This is a genomic window from Legionella septentrionalis (assembly GCF_003989745.1).
GTDB classification, from domain to species: domain Bacteria; phylum Pseudomonadota; class Gammaproteobacteria; order Legionellales; family Legionellaceae; genus Legionella_A; species Legionella_A septentrionalis.
The window spans coordinates 1-16,576 of the sequence record NZ_RZGS01000032.1 but is presented as its reverse complement, the minus strand read 5'-3'; the positions used below and the strand labels follow the sequence as shown (position 1 = coordinate 16,576).

The following is a 16,576-nucleotide window of genomic DNA, read 5'->3' as shown; positions in this document are numbered from 1 at the left end:
TCTCACAAAGTATTTAAGCTTTCATTTATGATACTAACGATCAAATTACCGTTTTTATCTTTGCTGCGGCGAATAACAGTATAATTAATAAAGGTTAAACCTTCGGCTTTTGTGATCGCCACGCTTAAAAAATATTGACTTTCCAGTGTAATTTGCTCTCTTGGGATATCAAATCGTTGCAGAAGCGCGATGAGATTTTTATTATCCAAAGTTTTCTGCTGGCGTGCTTCGATAAACGTATTGACTTGAGTGTCGTTTAATCCATTGCCGAGTATTCTTAAGACAGGTTTGGCTGCTGTATTGACATTAATGGGCGTCACTTCAGGCAAAGCAGTCACATAAGGTAGAAGTGTTTGGTAAATGGCTGCATCCACTCCTTGCAGTAAACGAAATTCAGACACGCTTTGCATTGGAAAATGGCTTGGAAGATAAGGTGGATGCTGTTGTAAATAGTAAGTAAGAAAATTATCCTGACCTTGTCCCAAGGTATAAGGGGTAATCCAGTTGACTGTTGCATCCACTAGCAGACGCCGCTGCGCCGCATTGGTTTTAGGTAAGATTTGCTCCAATAATTTTAAGAAAGACACTCTGTATTTTCTGTCTTGTACGTTATTTAAATTAAAGCGTGCTTGCAGATCATATAAACCACCGTGAATAGTAATTCCTGGATATATTTGCTGTAAATTTTTAGGAAATTCTTCCAATTTACCTTCTGCATCAACGTTAGAGACGATTAAATTTTTTGTATGCAAGCGATCCATTGCCCAAAAACTTACGGCTTGGGAGGCTAAATACATCTTATCGCTGAGAATGGTAAGCCGTGTTCTATAAATATCCAGTTGCAAATGCAGGCTCATGGCTGTGGCAGCAATCGCTACCAGAGTCATGATAAACAGGGCAGAAAGCAGGGCGCTACCTCGCAAAGCATGGTACTTATGGGCCATACAAAGCTTCCGGCACAATAAATAATAAACTCATTTCTCCCCATTCTTGCAGGTTTAACGTAAATTGTACGGCAGTAGGTAATGGTTCTCTTTTTTGGTTTTGGGAAACTGCATTTTCTCGCCACTCAGTTAACATTTGCCGGTTTCTGTTTAAATATGCGAATTTACACTGAGTTAAATTATCCAACAGCACTTTATCTTCATAGTGACTGCGTTGAGGGGTGTCTAAAGTTTCCCAGCTGCGTCGAATCAGCTGCCCATCACGGCATAAATAAGCAATACGCTTTAATGTGCTTCTTTGCTCCATGGCATTTGGATTTATTAAGCCACCTCGAGTAAACTCAGTGTAATTCGATTGGCCAATATAGGCGGAAAATACGTGCAATTCATTGCCGCGTATAGGGCGCTCGGCGCATTGTTCTATATCTCTGGCAATAATAGAGAGAGCCAGTTGCAGGATATTCAGGCGTTCAGCCTGCAAGTTGACCCGGTTACGGGTATCAAATGCATAATACATGGCGGAAGTGGTTATTATGGCTAAAATAGCAAATACAGCCAATGCGATTAAAATTTCTATCAATGTATACCCGCCGCGGTTGGACTGCATCATGATCCATACCTGAAGCCAATTAACGCTTCCTCGAAAGGACCAGCTTGATTTTTACTGATAAGAATCCGGATTTGCTGCATTTTTTTTACTGGGGTTGGCAGAAGTTTGGCTCGCCAAAACCATTTTTCTCCCAACATGGTGGTAGCTTGCGTTATTTCCTGATTAGGAGGGATGGTTAATAATCCCAGTTGAATCATAGTGACGCCCTGCATGGCAACCCAATGGCTGATGCTTTTCCCGCGTATGCGCTCTGTATAACTTGTATTTTGTGCAGTGGCTTTAATGAGGGCCGTTAGAGCAATGGCAATCACGGCCAAAGCGAGAAGCACTTCAATTAACGTAAAGGCTTTAATTTTCATGATGTACCTGAATGCTGCCATCGTGGCGTCCTTCCACCATGGCTAATTTAGTTCCATCCTGCGAGTTAAAAAAAACCTTAAAAGGGGTCATGTCCCCAGACGCATTAACAATGATTTCCGGATCATATTTGCTGGATTTGCCCTGGCTTGCTGCAAATTTTATATCAGCGCCGGAGGGAAAATAATGCACGTTAAAAATTCCTTTTTGCTGAAATGTTTCCCAACCCGCGGCAGGATTAAAGCGTATTGCCTGGTAACTGGTGGGAGATAGATTCACACCTAGCGTGCTGGTTTCCAGAATCGCTTGCTGTTGAACAAGTTTTACGTAGCTTGCAAATTGTTCTGCCGCTAATACGATGCGGCGCGCCTGGCCAAAATCACCAAAAGCATACATGGCAAAGGTAAGTGTAATGCCTGTGATGACAATGACCACCAAAATTTCTAATAAGGAAAATCCACGCTTATTTTGCATCCCAGTTACCGATTTCGGCGTCAATGCCGGTGCCCCCAGGCTGGCCATTGGCTCCCAGAGTAAACACATCGATTTCCCCATGCTCTCCCGGGTTTAGGTATAAATAATCGCGTCCCCAGGGATCTTTAGGCAAGGATTTAAGATAAGGCTTCCAATCGCGTGGAGCAGGGTTTGTATTCGGTTTCTCTACTAATGCCAAGAGGCCTTGATCGGTCGTTGGATAAAACCCATTATCCAGTTTATAAAGCTCAAGCGCATTTTGGATTGCCAACACGTCTTGTTTGGCCTTTACTACACGCGCCTCATCTGGCCTACTGATGATGCGGGGTACTACGATAGAAGCTAAAATTCCTAAAATAACGACCACCACCATAATTTCGATTAACGAAAACCCTAATTGTTTTTTCATATTACAAGTTGCTCCATTGAAAAAATTGGCAATAAAGTTGCCAATACGATAAAAAGCACAACTCCACCCATCAATAAAATTATAAAGGGCTCCAATAATGTTAAAGCAGTATCAATTAACCGTTTAACTTCATTATCCAAATGAACCGCGGCGCGTTCCATCATGGGGGATAATTGTCCACTTTTCTCTCCGCTGGCAATTAAGTGAATGGCCATGGGGCTTAAAAAGCCGGTTTCTTTTAACGCCTGGTGAATTGCAGTTCCTTCCCGGACGCGAATAGCCGCTGCATCAAAAGCATTGCGCATGAGTAGGTTGTTGATAAGACTTGCTGATACACGCATGGTTTCCAATACATTAACGCCGGCCGCGAACAAAATGCTAAAAGTATGAATGTAACGGGCTACGTTAATGGATTTCACCAGATATGCTACAACAGGTAATTTTAACATAATACGATGCCAGAACATACGCACGTTTTGGTTGGCCAGGCTTCGTTTAAAGCCAATCAATAAAGCGATGAAGCCAATCAATAGATAAAGTCCATATGCTTTAACCAGTTCACTGATGTTAATCAGTATCTTGGTCATTTCGGGCAACGATTGACCGCTGCTGGTAAATACTTCAATGATCTTTGGTACGACAAATGCCAGTAAAAAACTAATGATGGCAGCAGATACCACAATCATTAAGGTAGGATAAATTAACGCCTGCTGAATTTTTTGCCGTGTTTGCTGCTGATTCTCAGTGTATTCAGCCAATTTCTCCAATACCAAGTCCAGACGCCCGGTCTGCTCGCCTGCGCCGACAGTTGCACGATATAGCTCAGGAAATGCATACGGGTATTCAGCCATGGCTTGCGCCAGGGAGTAACCTTCAAGAACTTTTGAGCGCACACCAATAATTAATTGACGGGTCTTATCTTTTTCTGTTTGCTCGCTAACGCCGCGTAACGATTCTTCAAGTGGGATTCCTGCCGCCAGAAGCGTTGACAACTGCCGGGTAAATAACGCCAGATCCTGGGAAGATAATTTATTTTTATGCGTGATGGTTTGAATTTTTTTTAAGGCATGGACGTGCGTAGGGATCATGCCTTGTTCACGCAGCAATTGGCGGGCATGGCGCTCTGAATCGGCTTCAATCACTCCTTTAAAAGTGGCGCCGGATTTTTTTAGCGCTTGATATTGATATGCGCCCATAATTTTGGCCTCTGTTACCTATGCTGACTATAAGTAAACCGATTAATCGGGTTATTGTAACACCAAAGCATCTTAATGAAATAAATTACCTGGATGGTTTAACAAACATTTAGTTTAAGTCAGTTCATGAGGTACAATAGCGCGTACTTTTCACAATGGTTGTGATTGAGATGCCGAGTAATTATGGAGAGAATAAATGAGTAAAAATATGCTGCTCAATGCAATTAAAGAACATGACGCCAAATTTATTGACTTAAGATTTACCGATACGCGCGGAAAAGAACAGCATATTACAATCCCTGTATCTGCTGTATGCGATGATTTCATTGAAAACGGGAAAATGATTGATGGCTCCTCATTCAAAGGCTGGCAAAAAATACATCAATCCGATTTGGCTTTAGTACCTGATTTAAGCAGCATTCTTCCTGATCCGTTTTACCAGGAAAATACATTATTTATTCGTTGTAACGTAGTCGACCCGCAAACCATGCTGGGTTATGAGCGCGATCCACGTTCATTGGCGCAACGAGCCGAAGCTTATCTGCGCTCTACAGGGATAGCGGATACAGCATATTTTGGTCCTGAACCTGAATTTTTTATTTTTGATGATGTAAGATTTGAAACCACCATTAGTGGTTCATTTTACAAAATTGATTCGGAAGAAGCCCATTGGAATTCCGGTAAAGCAGTGGAAGGCGGCAATATCGGCCATCGTCCTACCATAAAGGGTGGCTATTTTCCTGTACCTCCGGTGGATTCTTCCCAAGATATACGTTCGGCTATTTCTCTTACGTTGGAAGCATTAGGCATTGAAGTTGAAGCGCATCATCATGAAGTGGCCACCGCCAATCAATGTGAGGTCGCTACCCGTTTTAATACGCTCACGAAAAAAGCAGATGAATTGCAGATCTTGAAATACGTGGTTCATAATGTCGCGCATAATTATGGTAAAACAGCTACCTTTATGCCCAAGCCCTTGGTAGGAGATAATGGCAGCGGCATGCATTGCCATCAATCATTGATGAAAGACGGTGTTAATTTATTTGCAGGCGATCAGTACGCCGGTTTATCGGAAGTGGCTTTGTATTACATTGGCGGAATCATCAAACACGCCCGTGCCCTAAATGCATTCACAAATCCCGCCACAAACAGCTATAAACGGCTGGTCCCTGGGTTTGAAGCTCCTGTTTTATTGGCTTATTCTGCACGCAACCGTTCCGCAGCAATTCGTATCCCGCACGTGAGCAGTGCCAAAGCACGCCGCATCGAAGTCCGCTTCCCAGACCCAACTGCGAATCCTTATCTTGCCTTTGCGGCTATGATGATGGCAGGGCTTGATGGAATACAAAATAAAATTCATCCAGGGCAGCCCATGGATAAAGATTTATATGACCTGCCTCCTGAAGAATTAATTGATGTGCCTACTGTATGCGCATCGCTCGATGAAGCAGTGGAATATTTACACAAGGATCATGAATTTTTATTACAAGGCGATGTGTTCACCAAAGACTTTATCCAAAGCTATATTGAGCTTCGCAAGCAAGATATTGCCCAGGTGCGCAGCCTGGTGCATCCATTCGAATTTGAATTGTATTACAGCAATTAAAATTCGCGCCTGCTTCTGTCTTCGTGGATTCGCGAAGACAGAAGATTCATCGATATCAACCAAGAGCTATAATTCTGGGTTTGACAGGCATGGAGTCCTCAATTCATGAAAAAATTTCTTCTTTTTTTTACTTTAATTCTGCTGGCATCTTCATTATTTGCGCAAATATATAAATGGACAGACAGTAACGGAAATGTCCATTTTAGTGATAGACCGCATCCAGGTGCCAAGAAAATTGATTTGCCGCCAGTGCAAACTTATTCGCCGCCACCTGTTGCGGATGAAACTCCAGAAGCTCCAAGCACAGCAACTTTAGCCCCGTATACCCGTATTGCAATTACACAGCCGGAAGATCAAGCCACTATCCGTAATAATCAGGGAAGCATAGGGGTGCTGGTACAGGTGGAGCCCGCTTTAAGGGCCGGTGATAAATTACAAATTCTTTTCGACGGCGCCGCCCTGGGACAGCCTCAAACCACAATGGCTTTTGAGTTGCAAAATATTAATCGAGGCTCACACACCATTGCCGCTCAAGTCCTTGATGCAGAGGGAAATGTATTAATCACCAGCGAATCCATCACTATTTTTATGCATAGGCCAAGAGTGGGGATGGTGCCGGCAACGCGACGCGGCCCTTGAAATTTGCCGCTTTACCCACATATTCAATAGCTGAATTATTTAGCGCATAAGCTTTTTATTTTGCGATTGAATAGTCGGAGATGGTGAATCGTCAATAATTAATGCTTACAGGAGATTTGTTAATGGTGAGTAAACAACAAACCATGGGGTTTCAAACTGAAGTTAAGCAAATGTTGCACTTGGTTGTGCACTCGCTTTATAGCAATAAGGAAATCTTTTTACGTGAATTAATATCCAATGCCTCGGATGCTCTTGATAAATTGCGCTTTCTGGCGCTGGCAGACAGCAAACTTTACGAAGGGGATTCCGATTTAAAAATAACCGTTGCAGCAAACGAAAAACTCAAAACCATTACGATTAGCGATAATGGGATTGGTTTGAGCTGGGACGAAGCGGTTGATAATTTGGGTACCATTGCGAAATCAGGCACTAAGGAATTTATCAGTCATTTAACCGGTGAGAAAGCCAAGGACTCCCAACTTATTGGGCAATTTGGCGTTGGTTTCTATTCTGCATTCATCGTTGCTGACAAAGTTACTGTGAAAAGCCGCCGTGCTGGGTTAAAGCCAGAAGATGGCATCGTTTGGGAGTCCAGCGGGGAAGGGGAATTCACCATCGGGCAAGAAACTAAAAAAGACCGTGGCACCGAAATTATATTGCACTTAAAAGAAGATGCCGAAGAATTTTTAAGCGATTGGCGGTTAAGAAGCATTATTACCAAATATTCGGATCACATTTGTTGGCCTATTGTGATGAAAAAGACCAGCACCGAAGAGCAAGAGACAAACGAGTTTGAAACCGTCAATAAAGCCACTGCCCTTTGGACGCTGCAAAAATCTGAAATCAGCGACGAAGAATATAAAGAATTATATAAACACATTTCCCATGATTATCAAGATCCATTGCTGTGGTCGCATAACCACGTCGAGGGTAAGCAGGATTACATCAGTTTATTATACATTCCAAGCCATGCTCCCTTTGATTTATGGCAACAGGAAACCAAACACGGTTTAAAACTTTATGTGAAACGTGTTTTTATTATGGATGATGCAGCGCAATTTTTACCCCGCTATTTGCGTTTCGTAAAAGGGATTATTGACGCAAGCGATTTGCCGTTAAACGTATCCAGAGAAATTCTTCAAGATAACAAGCAGGTTGACAGCATACGTGGCGCTTGTACAAAACGCGTATTAGCCATGCTTGAAAAATTAAGCAGCGAAGATCCTGAAAAATATGACGCATTCTGGAAAGAGTTTGGTTTGGTACTAAAAGAAGGACCTATAGAAGATTTTACTAATCGCGACACTATAGCCAAATTATTGCGTTTCGCCTCTACTCATACGGATTCCGAAAAGCAAACTGTGTCACTTAAAGATTATCTCGGCCGCATGAAAGAAGGGCAGGACAAGATTTATTATATTACTGCCTCCAGCTATAATGCTGCCAAACATAGTCCGCATCTGGAAATATTTAAAAAGAAAGGCATAGAAGTTCTATTATTAAGCGATCGGGTTGACGAGTGGCTGGTAGGTTACCTCAGTGAATTTGAAGGTAAAAAATTGCAGTCTATCAGCAAGGGAAAAGTTGAACTGGAAGATGTAGCTGACATAAAAGAACAAGAAAAAAATCTTGCTCCAATGCTTAAGCATATAAAAGAAGTGCTGGGCGATAAAATTAAAGATGTGCAACTGACTAACCGCCTGACCGACTCACCTGCTTGTATAGTAGCCGATGAACAAGATATGGGGTTGGAAATGCAACGCATTCTGCAGGCAGCAGGGCAGCAATTGCCTAACACTAAACCCATATTTGAAATCAATCCGGAACATGCGCTCATCAAACGCTTGCATGATATCCAGGATGATGTCAAATTTGCGCAGTGGGTCGTAGTGCTTTTTGAACAAGCCGTTCTCGCAGAAGGTGGGCAGTTAGAAAATCCTGCTGAGTTTGTCAGCCGCGTTAATCAATTATTACTGCAATGATCCATCGATAGCCAAGAACCTGGCCAACCACCAGGTTCTTAAGAAATAAAAAGCTCACTGGAAATAAAAAAGGCTCGTTTTTAAGCGAGCCTTTTTTATTTTTCGAAATGTTATTCATCAGTCAGACGGAAATATTTTGTACCAAAATAACGTTGCAATTTTTTACGTATTGTCCCACGGCTAATTCCTAGCATTTTTGCAGCTTGCAGTTGATTACCGCGACGTTTTTCCATCACAGCTTGTAAAAGTGGAGGCTCAACTTCCGAAAGAATCAGATCATAAAGGTTGTCAATAGATTTGCTTTTATTCTCAGCAAGAAAACGACTTACCAATCCATATACCAAGTCTTGGAGACCTTGTTCCTGCTTTAAACTATTATTAGAAAGGTTTTGTGTTTCAGTAACAGTCATTTATAACTTCCTTATTTTGGTTAAAACATACTATTCCAGGTACTTTCAAGACTGAAAGCAAAATTAATTGTACATGAAGGATAATTAATAAGCCAGTTCGAATTGAATATATCTTACGGAATTTTAATATTTTTTTATCATTTTAATGTGTGTTGTGCCATCTATAATAGCCGGGGCATTAACCACGTAACAAAGATCTGCATTGCTGCCATTCTGGGAAAAATTTCTCCATTAACGCATAAAAACGCTTATTATGGCTGGCTTCCAATAAATGAATTAATTCATGCACGACTACATATTCAATGCAAATTAATGGTTTTTTGATCAAAAATAAATTAAGCCATATGCGTTTAGAATGCGGGTTACAAGTTCCCCAACGTGTTTTCATGGCTTTGATTCCCCAGCTAGTTACTTTAACTCCAATAAGGGTTTCCCATTTTTGAATTAAGTCCGGCAACAGTGTTTTTAATTGTTCCCTATACCAGTGCAAAACCAAGGCTTCTTTATTAATGGTGTCGTTTTTTATAAAACAATACAGATAAGATCCTTGCAATTTGACATAATTTTTCTTGCAGGCAGGTTGAATTAAAAGCTCATAATTATTCCCTAAATACAAATGTGATTCACCCGTTTTAAATTCCAAATTTTTTTCTGTTTGTTTTGAAAAACGGAGGTAATGTTTTCTTATCCATTCCTGTTTATTTTGCAGAAAATTAAGAATGGATTCATCAGTACAAAAGATAGGGGCGCTGACTTTAATCTGACCTCTGGCATTAATTCTTAAGTTAATGTTTTTAACTCGTTTTCTCTCAAGTTCTATTTCCATTTCCTGTAATGTTAATTTGGTTAAACGATTCATGACAACCCTAAAGATTATCTTATCCACAAAAACTGTGGATAAGCTTGTGTAAATGTTCTTAACGTTTAAAACCGAAATTAAGAGTAATGATTGTCTCCTGAGACAAAGGGCAATTATCCTAATAGCGCTGTACGCTCAATTAGCGCTGCAATGGTGCAATCGGCTTCATGAATGGATAGGGAGTTTTTCACTTGAGACAATTGCCTATGCATATGAGCTGAAAAAACTTCATTGCTTAAAAGTTCTGTCATAACGCCAGTTAACTCTTTGGAATTGCAGTCATATTGCAGGAGTTCAGGTACCAGCATTTTATTCTTAAGTAAATTACATAACCCTAAATACTTAACTTTGATGAGTTGGGAAGCAAGTAAATACGTGAGCCAAGATGCTTTATAAATGATGCACATGGGTTTGGCCAAAAGCGCACACTCCAAGGAAGCGGTGCCTGATGCAACTATTACATAATCGCTACAGGCGGCTACTTTTGGGGCTTGTCCTTGAATTAAAGTGTACGCATCTGTTGCGGTATCCTTAAAATAAGCCTTGATTACAGCAGGAGATATGGTGCCTGCAATTGGGATTGTAAAATGCAAATCACTAAATGCCTGGTTTAAAGAGTGCAGGGTGCTTATCAAAACAGGCATATGACGCTCAATTTCATGCGTTCTACTACCGGGCAGCAAAGCGATTAAACGCTTTGCTTTGGGTAAACCCAACTGTTCACGGCTTTTTGCCTTGTCTTGAGAACAGGGCATGTGGGTAACTAATGGATGCCCTACATAGCTTACTGGAACGCCTGCATCTTCATAAATTTTTTTCTCAAAAGGCAAAATTACTGCCATATGATCAATGTACTTGCGGATGGTGTGAATCCGCCCGGCCTTCCAAGCCCAGATTTGCGGACTGATGTAGTAAAGGATGCGAATGCCGAGTTTTTCTTTCGCAAACTTCGCTAAACGCAGATTAAATCCCGGATAATCCACAAGAATAAGTAAATCCGGTTTATTTGTAGCAAGATGGGTTTTTATTTTTTGAAACGCTGCTTTAATCACTTTAAAATGACGAAAAACTTCCGAAATACCAGTCACGCCAAAACGGGCCAAATCACTAATCAGCTCAACGCCTGCTGTTTGCATATGACGGCCGCCGATGCCGCTTATCTCCAACTCCGGATATTTCAATTTTAATTCGCGGATAAAAGAAGCGGCATGCAGATCGCCTGACTCCTCTCCGGCTACAACCACAAGGTGCTTAACTGGGCGCATATCGTGCTGTAAGATTTTTATTGATTAAAGCGCTGATTTTTTCGGCAGTAGCCAAAGCTTCACAGCCTTCTTGTCCAGTAACCAAAGGAGACGTGTCGTGTTCAATACAATGAATAAACGCTTTTATTTCCTCAAATAATGCATCCCCTTTTTCGAAGGTGGATTCATGGCGGATGATTTCAGGGATCCCCGGAAACATTTCGCCGTCGCCTTTCTGAAACACAGCAAATTGTTTATTTTGAAAATCAATGGAAATATAAGTATTAGGCTGGAAGATTCGAGTTTTACGCTCTGTTTTAAAGCTGATGCGACTTGCTGTTACATTAGCAACACAATGATTTGCAAAAGTGATTCGGGCATTGGCAATATCAATTGATTTGGTTAAAACTGGAGCCCCTTGCGCGTCAATATGCACTACAGGACTTTGTACGATGGTTTGAATAATGTCGATGTCATGAATCATTAAATCCAACACCACATTCACGTCTGCACCGCGAGGATTAAATGGTGCAAGCCGTTGCGATTCAATGAACAAAGGTTGTTCCAGATGCTCATCTAGAGCAAGGCGGGCAGCATTAAAGCGCTCCAAATGACCAATTTGCAGTTTGGCTTGATGGATAGAGGCAAGAGCAATCAATTCTTGAGCCTGCGCCACTGTTTCAGTCATGGGTTTTTCCAGCAAGACGTGAATTCCCTGTCGCAGGCAATCTTTTGCGATGTGATAATGTGCGCTGGTTGTTGCGGCAATGCTGACTGCATCCACTTTCCCGAATAAATCTTGATAATTGATAAAAGCTTCAGTGCCTAATTCTTGGGCTACAGCTGCACACACAATGGGATCTTTGTCGCAAACGCCAACCAGCTCCACTTGCTCCAACATGCGATATTTCTGCGCATGGAAGCGACCAAGGTATCCTACGCCGATAACGGCACATCTGATTTTACTCATAACAAACGAATTGGTAATAATTTGTGCGTATTATTGCATTAACTATACGCCATATCAATTTCTGCAACCGAGAAATATCCTTAAATTTCTGCCTGCATCGGATTAGGAAGGATAAACAGACATGGTCGGAGTAGGGGAAGGATTATGCAATTTTTCTGTATTAGCCAGTGCTTTTTGCAAAGGCTCTTTTAATGAAGAAACAGCATTAGGGTGCTGTTCCAGGTAACCTTTGGCTAATTTGATTAAATCCGGATCTTTGGGAGCCGCAGTGAGGGCTTTTGATAATTGTTCAACGGCTTGTTTACGCATATCATGGCTGAAATTTTTATACTCTGCCTTGGTTGATTGAAGATCCGCATCGGTTAAGTTGTTAAAGCCGCCTTTTTCAATAGCTTTTTGACATAACAGCATGCCATGAACATTGACATGGCAATTATGGGTAGAACAATTATCATATTTTTGCGGTTTTTGGGAAATGGCATGAACAGGTTCTTTGCCTCCGGTGATTTCGCTAAGACGTGCCATTTGTTGTTCGTGAGAATATCCTTTCACATGTCCACTCATCATGTGATTGATAAATTGTGGTGTTATTTTGCTTAAATCGTCTATACGGTAAATTTTAGTACCATGCTCACCCGGTTTAACACTGCCTCCACAATCTGTAAAAGTAAGGTAACCTGATTTGCCATCTTTATCAGGCACGACTGATAAAGCCATGGCATGCCCTTTACAGGACGTGGGAATGGTCGTAACTTTTCCAGATTGTATGCGCTCTGCCAGCTGCTCTCCGGCTGCAGGCATGCCTTTCGGCGTATTATTAACATATGCAGCTGTCTTATTTGCAAAATTGAACGCATCGGCAATTGCTTTAATATTTTGATCGCCAGGTTTGCTGCCGGAATAAGTAGACACTGTATCCGTCATCAATTTATAGGTGGGTCCAATATTAGCCCACATGGAAAATTCTCCGCTCTCACTTGTTGCAAGGACGCCTAAACGCAAGCCAAACGATTTAATGGGGGAAAGTTTTTCTTCTGTTACAGGCGGTGGTAAACCTATCTTTTGCGCAGCCTCGCTGTCGCGCGCAAAATTAAAAGTAGCTTTTTCCGCAGGGCCTACGATTGCCCCGAAATCCATTAACTGCTTCGCTGAATAAAAGTCCTGATTTTGAAAAGCTTGCTGTAAAGGACTGCGCTTAAAAGAGCTTTGCACCTGGTTTAATGCACTAGGAATATCATCAAAACCTTGTTGCTGCTTAACAGCTTTTAGCAATTCTTCCTGAATTAATTGGCGATTTTTCTGCTGCATCAAATCCAAAATAAGATTAAACAGTGCATCATTTTCTATTGTTGCCTTTTCAGCCTGTTCTTTTTGCGCCGTAGATACTTTAGCCAATATGTCCAATAGTAAAGAATCTGAAGAAGGATGCGCCATGGTGACTCGCCTTTCGCTAAAACCAGTAAATAAATTATAGGCTTATTCTATTTTCCGGGCAAATTTTTTCGCTGATTGAACTTTTATCATGCAGATAATGCCTAGACAACTTTGACGCAGCAATTGCCTCTTAGAAAGCTCATGATTCTATAATCTAAAGCGATATGGTAGGCTGTCACACGGTATTCTGAGGCTGTTCAATCCATTATTTTTAAAAGCAATTTCTTCAAAAAAGATATTAAAAATTTTACAGGTGCATTTACATGTTAGGACTGACTCATATAGATAGGAACTATTTTAACCAGCAGTTCCTTAAATTTCGAACACAATATTACGTAAATGAAACCAAGGAGTTGCTTGCCAGACATAAACTATTAACAGCATTTATCGTATGCTTATTAGTGCCGGGAGTAAAAAATATTCAAGTCATTGGCATCCCTTTTTACGCGCTGATTGATCCATACATTACGTTTAAAGCAAAGTTTATTTATTTGATTGCATTACTTTTGTTTTTGTTGAGCCTGACTAGGGCGCAGTCTTCTTTTATAAAGGGTGGAACATTTAGAGAGTATTTGCATACTTTATATATTCCTTTGCGCGTGCATAAAGCGATTGATTTCATCATTCTTTTATTTTCTTTAAATATTGTTTGGCTAGCTATTTTCTTTGGAGGAACCAATATTCTCCATAATACTAAAGACTCTTTATTTCTGGCTTCACAATATTGTCTCTATGCATCTACTGTATTTGTACTATGTACGCTGCTACTTAATTTTCTTTACAAAAAAATAGCTAAAGGGATTATAGTTTTCTCTGCGTTGCTTTTAATTATTATCATTTCAAAGCAAGGTGACTGGCTATTAAATTTTGGTGTAGGACTAAGCATTTCTTTGCTGTGTTGCCTTATTCTAGGAACAGTACAACCTTGTCTACATGAGCAAAAATATTCATTTAAAATACCGCACGTTGATGTATTGAATGGCTTGAAAAGTATTCACTCTTTAAAAAGTATTTTTATTATTCAATTAGCGGTTTTAAGAAAGAATAAAATTTCGTTTTTAATTAGATTTACTCTTTGTTTCGCCATATCACTACTTATCTTACAAGTATTAAATTCAGAGGAAACAGTGGATAACCGGCAGGGGCTTATTCTTGTTTTGATGGGGCTACAGGCTTATATATTATCTACGTTATTTACTTTTTTTGAAAAAGAAAAATTAGAGCACGCATTATTCCACAGTATATTTCCTTATCAGAAATATACCCAACCTATAAAAGAGATAATGCTCATTTGGATAGGATTAATGTCGGCATTAATGCCAGTTTTTTTATTTTGCATTTTTAGTTTAAAAAATTACTGTTTATTGATCTTAGTTATTTTTGCAATAAACAGCGTTGTATTTGCAATAAATAGAATTCTTTACGCACTATCTCTGCGGTTCTGCTTGTTTAGCTCTTTGCTAAATACGGTGGGCAGTTGTGTTGCCCAATACATCTTTCTGGGAGCATGCTAGGGTGAGTCACATACAATTACAGAAGGTTAATAAGGCTTTTGCTGATAAAGTTTTATTTGCAAATCTTTCATATACTTTTCAGCAACAGGCTTATCATATTATAGGGAAGAACGGCACTGGAAAATCGACTCTTTTACGTTTGCTGGTTGGTTTAGATACTCCCGATTCAGGTTCCATCATTTTAAATAATCACTATTCAGTGAACGATAATAGTGTTAATGCAAAAAATTTATTTTATGTACCAGATGATTTAGCGGTATATCCTTTTCTAACAGGAAAAGAGCTTTTATCCTGGCTTGCAAAGGCAAGAACAAATAATGTTGATGAAATAAACCAGATTCTTGAGCGATTGGAGTTACAATCGCATTTAAATACTCGCATTGCTGATATGTCTTTTGGCACCAAAAAGAAGTTTCTTTTAAGCTCAGCTTTGATAGGTCAACCCGATTTTATTATTTTAGATGAACCATTAAATGGTCTGGATAAAAAGTCCCAGCAAACGTTATTAATCCTCTTACAAGAAAAAGCCCTTCATTGTGGCATCATTTTAACAACCCACCATGATGCACATCTCGATTTATTAGACCCTATAAAGATTGAATTAGTGGAGCATTGTTTAGTGGATAAATGTGAGAGCTTGGTTGTATGAAAGCATTAATCGCGGCTCATCCTGATGATGAAATCATATGGTTCTCACCTCAAGATTTTGATCTTATCGTCATTGCTTTTTTAGCTCGTCATGATAAGCCGTATGCAGAATACTGTAGAAAACTAGCTATAAAGGCGCATCCATTAAAAGACCGCATTACTCTACTGGGTATTGAAGAATCAGGATTTTGGAAGGATGGCAAACGACAGCTAGAGTTTCGAAAATCAGAACAAGCACTTTATGATGCTTTAGAAAACCTGAAAAAACAATTCGTGATAAATGAAATATATACGCATTGAACATACAAAGAAGTTATATAATCGGATAAAGGATCCCCATCATTTGATCTACTGAAAGAGCAGCATATAGATCGTGATTTGATAATATTAGAGGATGTGCGAAATTATAGGGTTACCAATACACAATTTAATATTAAATGGCGATGATGCCCCACAAATATTTGTAGATAAGTATGTTCTTTTAGAAAATAAAGATAAAAACAAAGGTAACATTGAAAGCTATGCAAATGATCCCATTCCAGTAACTCAATACATTCCTCAATATGTTAAAAAACTATGGGAATTACACAATGCTGTTATGAACTTACTTGAGTCTGCTTTAAAACTAAGCTTCAAACAAATTGAAGCTTCTATTGACGAGATGAAAGATCTTTCTAAAAAAGAGAAGCTTACTCATTGTGATGTAATTTCAAATAAAGAAGGATATATAAAAACAACGTTATCTAAGAATATTAAAAAGCTGATTGAGCATTACGTCATAGAAAATGAGAAGTTGATTGATAATTTATACTCTAAATGAATCAAATTAAATAATTTGGTTATCCCTGTGGTTATCCCCATCAGAATAATTGAATTGGCTCTACCCCAAATACAGGGGCACTTTAATCGGATTATAGTAATCTAACTCTTTGATTTTGCAGTCAAAAGAGGATTAAAGTGCCGAAGAAAGATATTATCCTAAATTTACCTGGTTATTCAATAACCAAGGTGACAGGAAACAATCCTGTTTTTATACAAATAAGTTATAACCGAGTTGTTCGCTGTATTTATTGCAATGGTAAGCGGTTAAGGAAGAAAGATAGTTTTGAGAGGAAGATACGTCATGAGTCGTTAGGTTTACGTTATAGCTACTTGTGTATCAAGGCTCATAAATTTCAATGTTATTCCTGTAAACGCTATTTCAACCAACGTTTTCCAGGAATTGGCAAATACCAGCGAGCCACGGAAAGCTTACGTAAAGAAGTATTTCACCGACATAC

Annotated in this window: 18 protein-coding genes and 1 pseudogene; 8 read left to right on the top strand and 11 right to left on the bottom strand. The window is 39.8% G+C overall.

Features of this window, described 5'->3' with window-relative positions:
- Nucleotides 1-2: 2 nt before the first annotated feature.
- From gspK to lspF, 6 genes are read right to left on the bottom strand one after another with little or no spacing between them, the layout of a single operon-like run.
- Nucleotides 3-944 (bottom strand): type II secretion system minor pseudopilin GspK, encoded by a 942-nt coding sequence (gene gspK / locus ELY11_RS09810; protein ID WP_126954897.1) that lies wholly within the window; start codon nucleotides 942-944, stop codon nucleotides 3-5.
- Nucleotides 934-1,554 (bottom strand): GspJ family T2SS minor pseudopilin variant LspJ, encoded by a 621-nt coding sequence (lspJ, locus tag ELY11_RS09805; protein ID WP_325049568.1) that lies wholly within the window; start codon nucleotides 1,552-1,554, stop codon nucleotides 934-936. Before lspJ ends, gspK begins: the two co-directional genes overlap by 11 nt.
- A complete protein-coding gene (lspI, locus tag ELY11_RS09800) occupies nucleotides 1,551-1,913 on the bottom strand; it encodes a GspI family T2SS minor pseudopilin variant LspI (protein ID WP_126954898.1) in 363 nt (120 codons plus the stop codon). Before lspI ends, lspJ begins: the two co-directional genes overlap by 4 nt.
- Nucleotides 1,903-2,385, bottom strand: a complete 483-nt coding sequence (gene gspH, locus ELY11_RS09795; protein ID WP_158615003.1) for a type II secretion system minor pseudopilin GspH — start codon at nucleotides 2,383-2,385, stop codon at nucleotides 1,903-1,905. The genes lspI and gspH overlap by 11 nt, the downstream gene beginning before the upstream one ends.
- Nucleotides 2,375-2,794 carry a GspG family T2SS major pseudopilin variant LspG gene (gene lspG, locus ELY11_RS09790; protein WP_126954900.1) on the bottom strand — a complete coding sequence of 140 codons (420 nt, stop codon included), beginning with the start codon at nucleotides 2,792-2,794 and terminating at the stop codon, nucleotides 2,375-2,377. Before lspG ends, gspH begins: the two co-directional genes overlap by 11 nt.
- Complete coding sequence (lspF, locus tag ELY11_RS09785) at nucleotides 2,791-3,990, bottom strand: GspF family T2SS innner membrane protein variant LspF (RefSeq protein ID WP_126954901.1); 1,200 nt, start codon at nucleotides 3,988-3,990, stop codon at nucleotides 2,791-2,793. The genes lspG and lspF overlap by 4 nt, the downstream gene beginning before the upstream one ends.
- A 196-nt stretch (nucleotides 3,991-4,186) precedes the next feature.
- On the opposite strand from lspF, the gene glnA reads away from it, so the two are divergent.
- From glnA to htpG, 3 genes are all read left to right on the top strand, one after another.
- Nucleotides 4,187-5,596, top strand: a complete 1,410-nt coding sequence (gene glnA, locus ELY11_RS09780) for a glutamate--ammonia ligase (RefSeq protein ID WP_126954902.1) — start codon at nucleotides 4,187-4,189, stop codon at nucleotides 5,594-5,596.
- A 105-nt stretch (nucleotides 5,597-5,701) separates the two neighbouring features.
- Nucleotides 5,702-6,235 carry a DUF4124 domain-containing protein gene (locus tag ELY11_RS09775; protein WP_126954903.1) on the top strand — a complete coding sequence of 178 codons (534 nt, stop codon included), beginning with the start codon at nucleotides 5,702-5,704 and terminating at the stop codon, nucleotides 6,233-6,235.
- Nucleotides 6,236-6,357: 122 nt separating this feature from the next.
- Nucleotides 6,358-8,217 (top strand): molecular chaperone HtpG, encoded by a 1,860-nt coding sequence (gene htpG, locus ELY11_RS09770; protein WP_127033296.1) that lies wholly within the window; start codon nucleotides 6,358-6,360, stop codon nucleotides 8,215-8,217.
- A 110-nt stretch (nucleotides 8,218-8,327) separates the two neighbouring features.
- Here htpG and ELY11_RS09765 read toward each other — a convergent pair whose 3' ends face one another.
- The 5 genes from ELY11_RS09765 to ankD form a co-directional block, all read right to left on the bottom strand.
- Entirely contained in the window at nucleotides 8,328-8,627 is a 300-nt protein-coding gene (locus tag ELY11_RS09765; RefSeq protein WP_126954905.1) for a helix-turn-helix domain-containing protein, read from the bottom strand.
- Nucleotides 8,628-8,805: 178 nt separating this feature from the next.
- Entirely contained in the window at nucleotides 8,806-9,486 is a 681-nt protein-coding gene (locus tag ELY11_RS09760; protein WP_126954906.1) for a M48 family metallopeptidase, read from the bottom strand.
- Nucleotides 9,487-9,599: 113 nt separating this feature from the next.
- Nucleotides 9,600-10,751, bottom strand: coding sequence for a lipid-A-disaccharide synthase (gene lpxB, locus ELY11_RS09755; RefSeq protein ID WP_127033294.1), 1,152 nt, complete (start codon nucleotides 10,749-10,751; stop codon nucleotides 9,600-9,602).
- The gene (locus ELY11_RS09750; protein ID WP_127033292.1) at nucleotides 10,738-11,700 is read right to left on the bottom strand and encodes a Gfo/Idh/MocA family protein; all 963 of its coding nucleotides are present in this window, start codon (nucleotides 11,698-11,700) and stop codon (nucleotides 10,738-10,740) included. The genes lpxB and ELY11_RS09750 overlap by 14 nt, the downstream gene beginning before the upstream one ends.
- A gap of 102 nt (nucleotides 11,701-11,802) precedes the next feature.
- Entirely contained in the window at nucleotides 11,803-13,134 is a 1,332-nt protein-coding gene (ankD, locus tag ELY11_RS09745; RefSeq protein WP_127033290.1) for a Dot/Icm T4SS effector AnkD/LegA15, read from the bottom strand.
- A gap of 263 nt (nucleotides 13,135-13,397) precedes the next feature.
- On the opposite strand from ankD, the gene ELY11_RS09740 reads away from it, so the two are divergent.
- From ELY11_RS09740 to ELY11_RS09720, 5 genes and pseudogenes are all read left to right on the top strand, one after another.
- The gene (locus ELY11_RS09740; RefSeq protein WP_127033288.1) at nucleotides 13,398-14,648 is read left to right on the top strand and encodes a DUF6136 family protein; all 1,251 of its coding nucleotides are present in this window, start codon (nucleotides 13,398-13,400) and stop codon (nucleotides 14,646-14,648) included.
- A 1-nt stretch (nucleotide 14,649) separates the two neighbouring features.
- The gene (locus ELY11_RS09735; protein ID WP_126954911.1) at nucleotides 14,650-15,297 is read left to right on the top strand and encodes an ABC transporter ATP-binding protein; all 648 of its coding nucleotides are present in this window, start codon (nucleotides 14,650-14,652) and stop codon (nucleotides 15,295-15,297) included.
- Complete coding sequence (locus tag ELY11_RS09730; RefSeq protein WP_127033286.1) at nucleotides 15,294-15,596, top strand: hypothetical protein; 303 nt, start codon at nucleotides 15,294-15,296, stop codon at nucleotides 15,594-15,596. The genes ELY11_RS09735 and ELY11_RS09730 overlap by 4 nt, the downstream gene beginning before the upstream one ends.
- A 94-nt stretch (nucleotides 15,597-15,690) precedes the next feature.
- On the top strand, nucleotides 15,691-16,116 hold the full coding sequence (locus ELY11_RS09725) for a hypothetical protein (RefSeq protein WP_127033284.1): 426 nt from the start codon (nucleotides 15,691-15,693) through the stop codon (nucleotides 16,114-16,116).
- Nucleotides 16,117-16,253: 137 nt separating this feature from the next.
- A pseudogene (locus ELY11_RS09720) lies at nucleotides 16,254-16,576 on the top strand (transposase family protein); the annotation flags it as partial.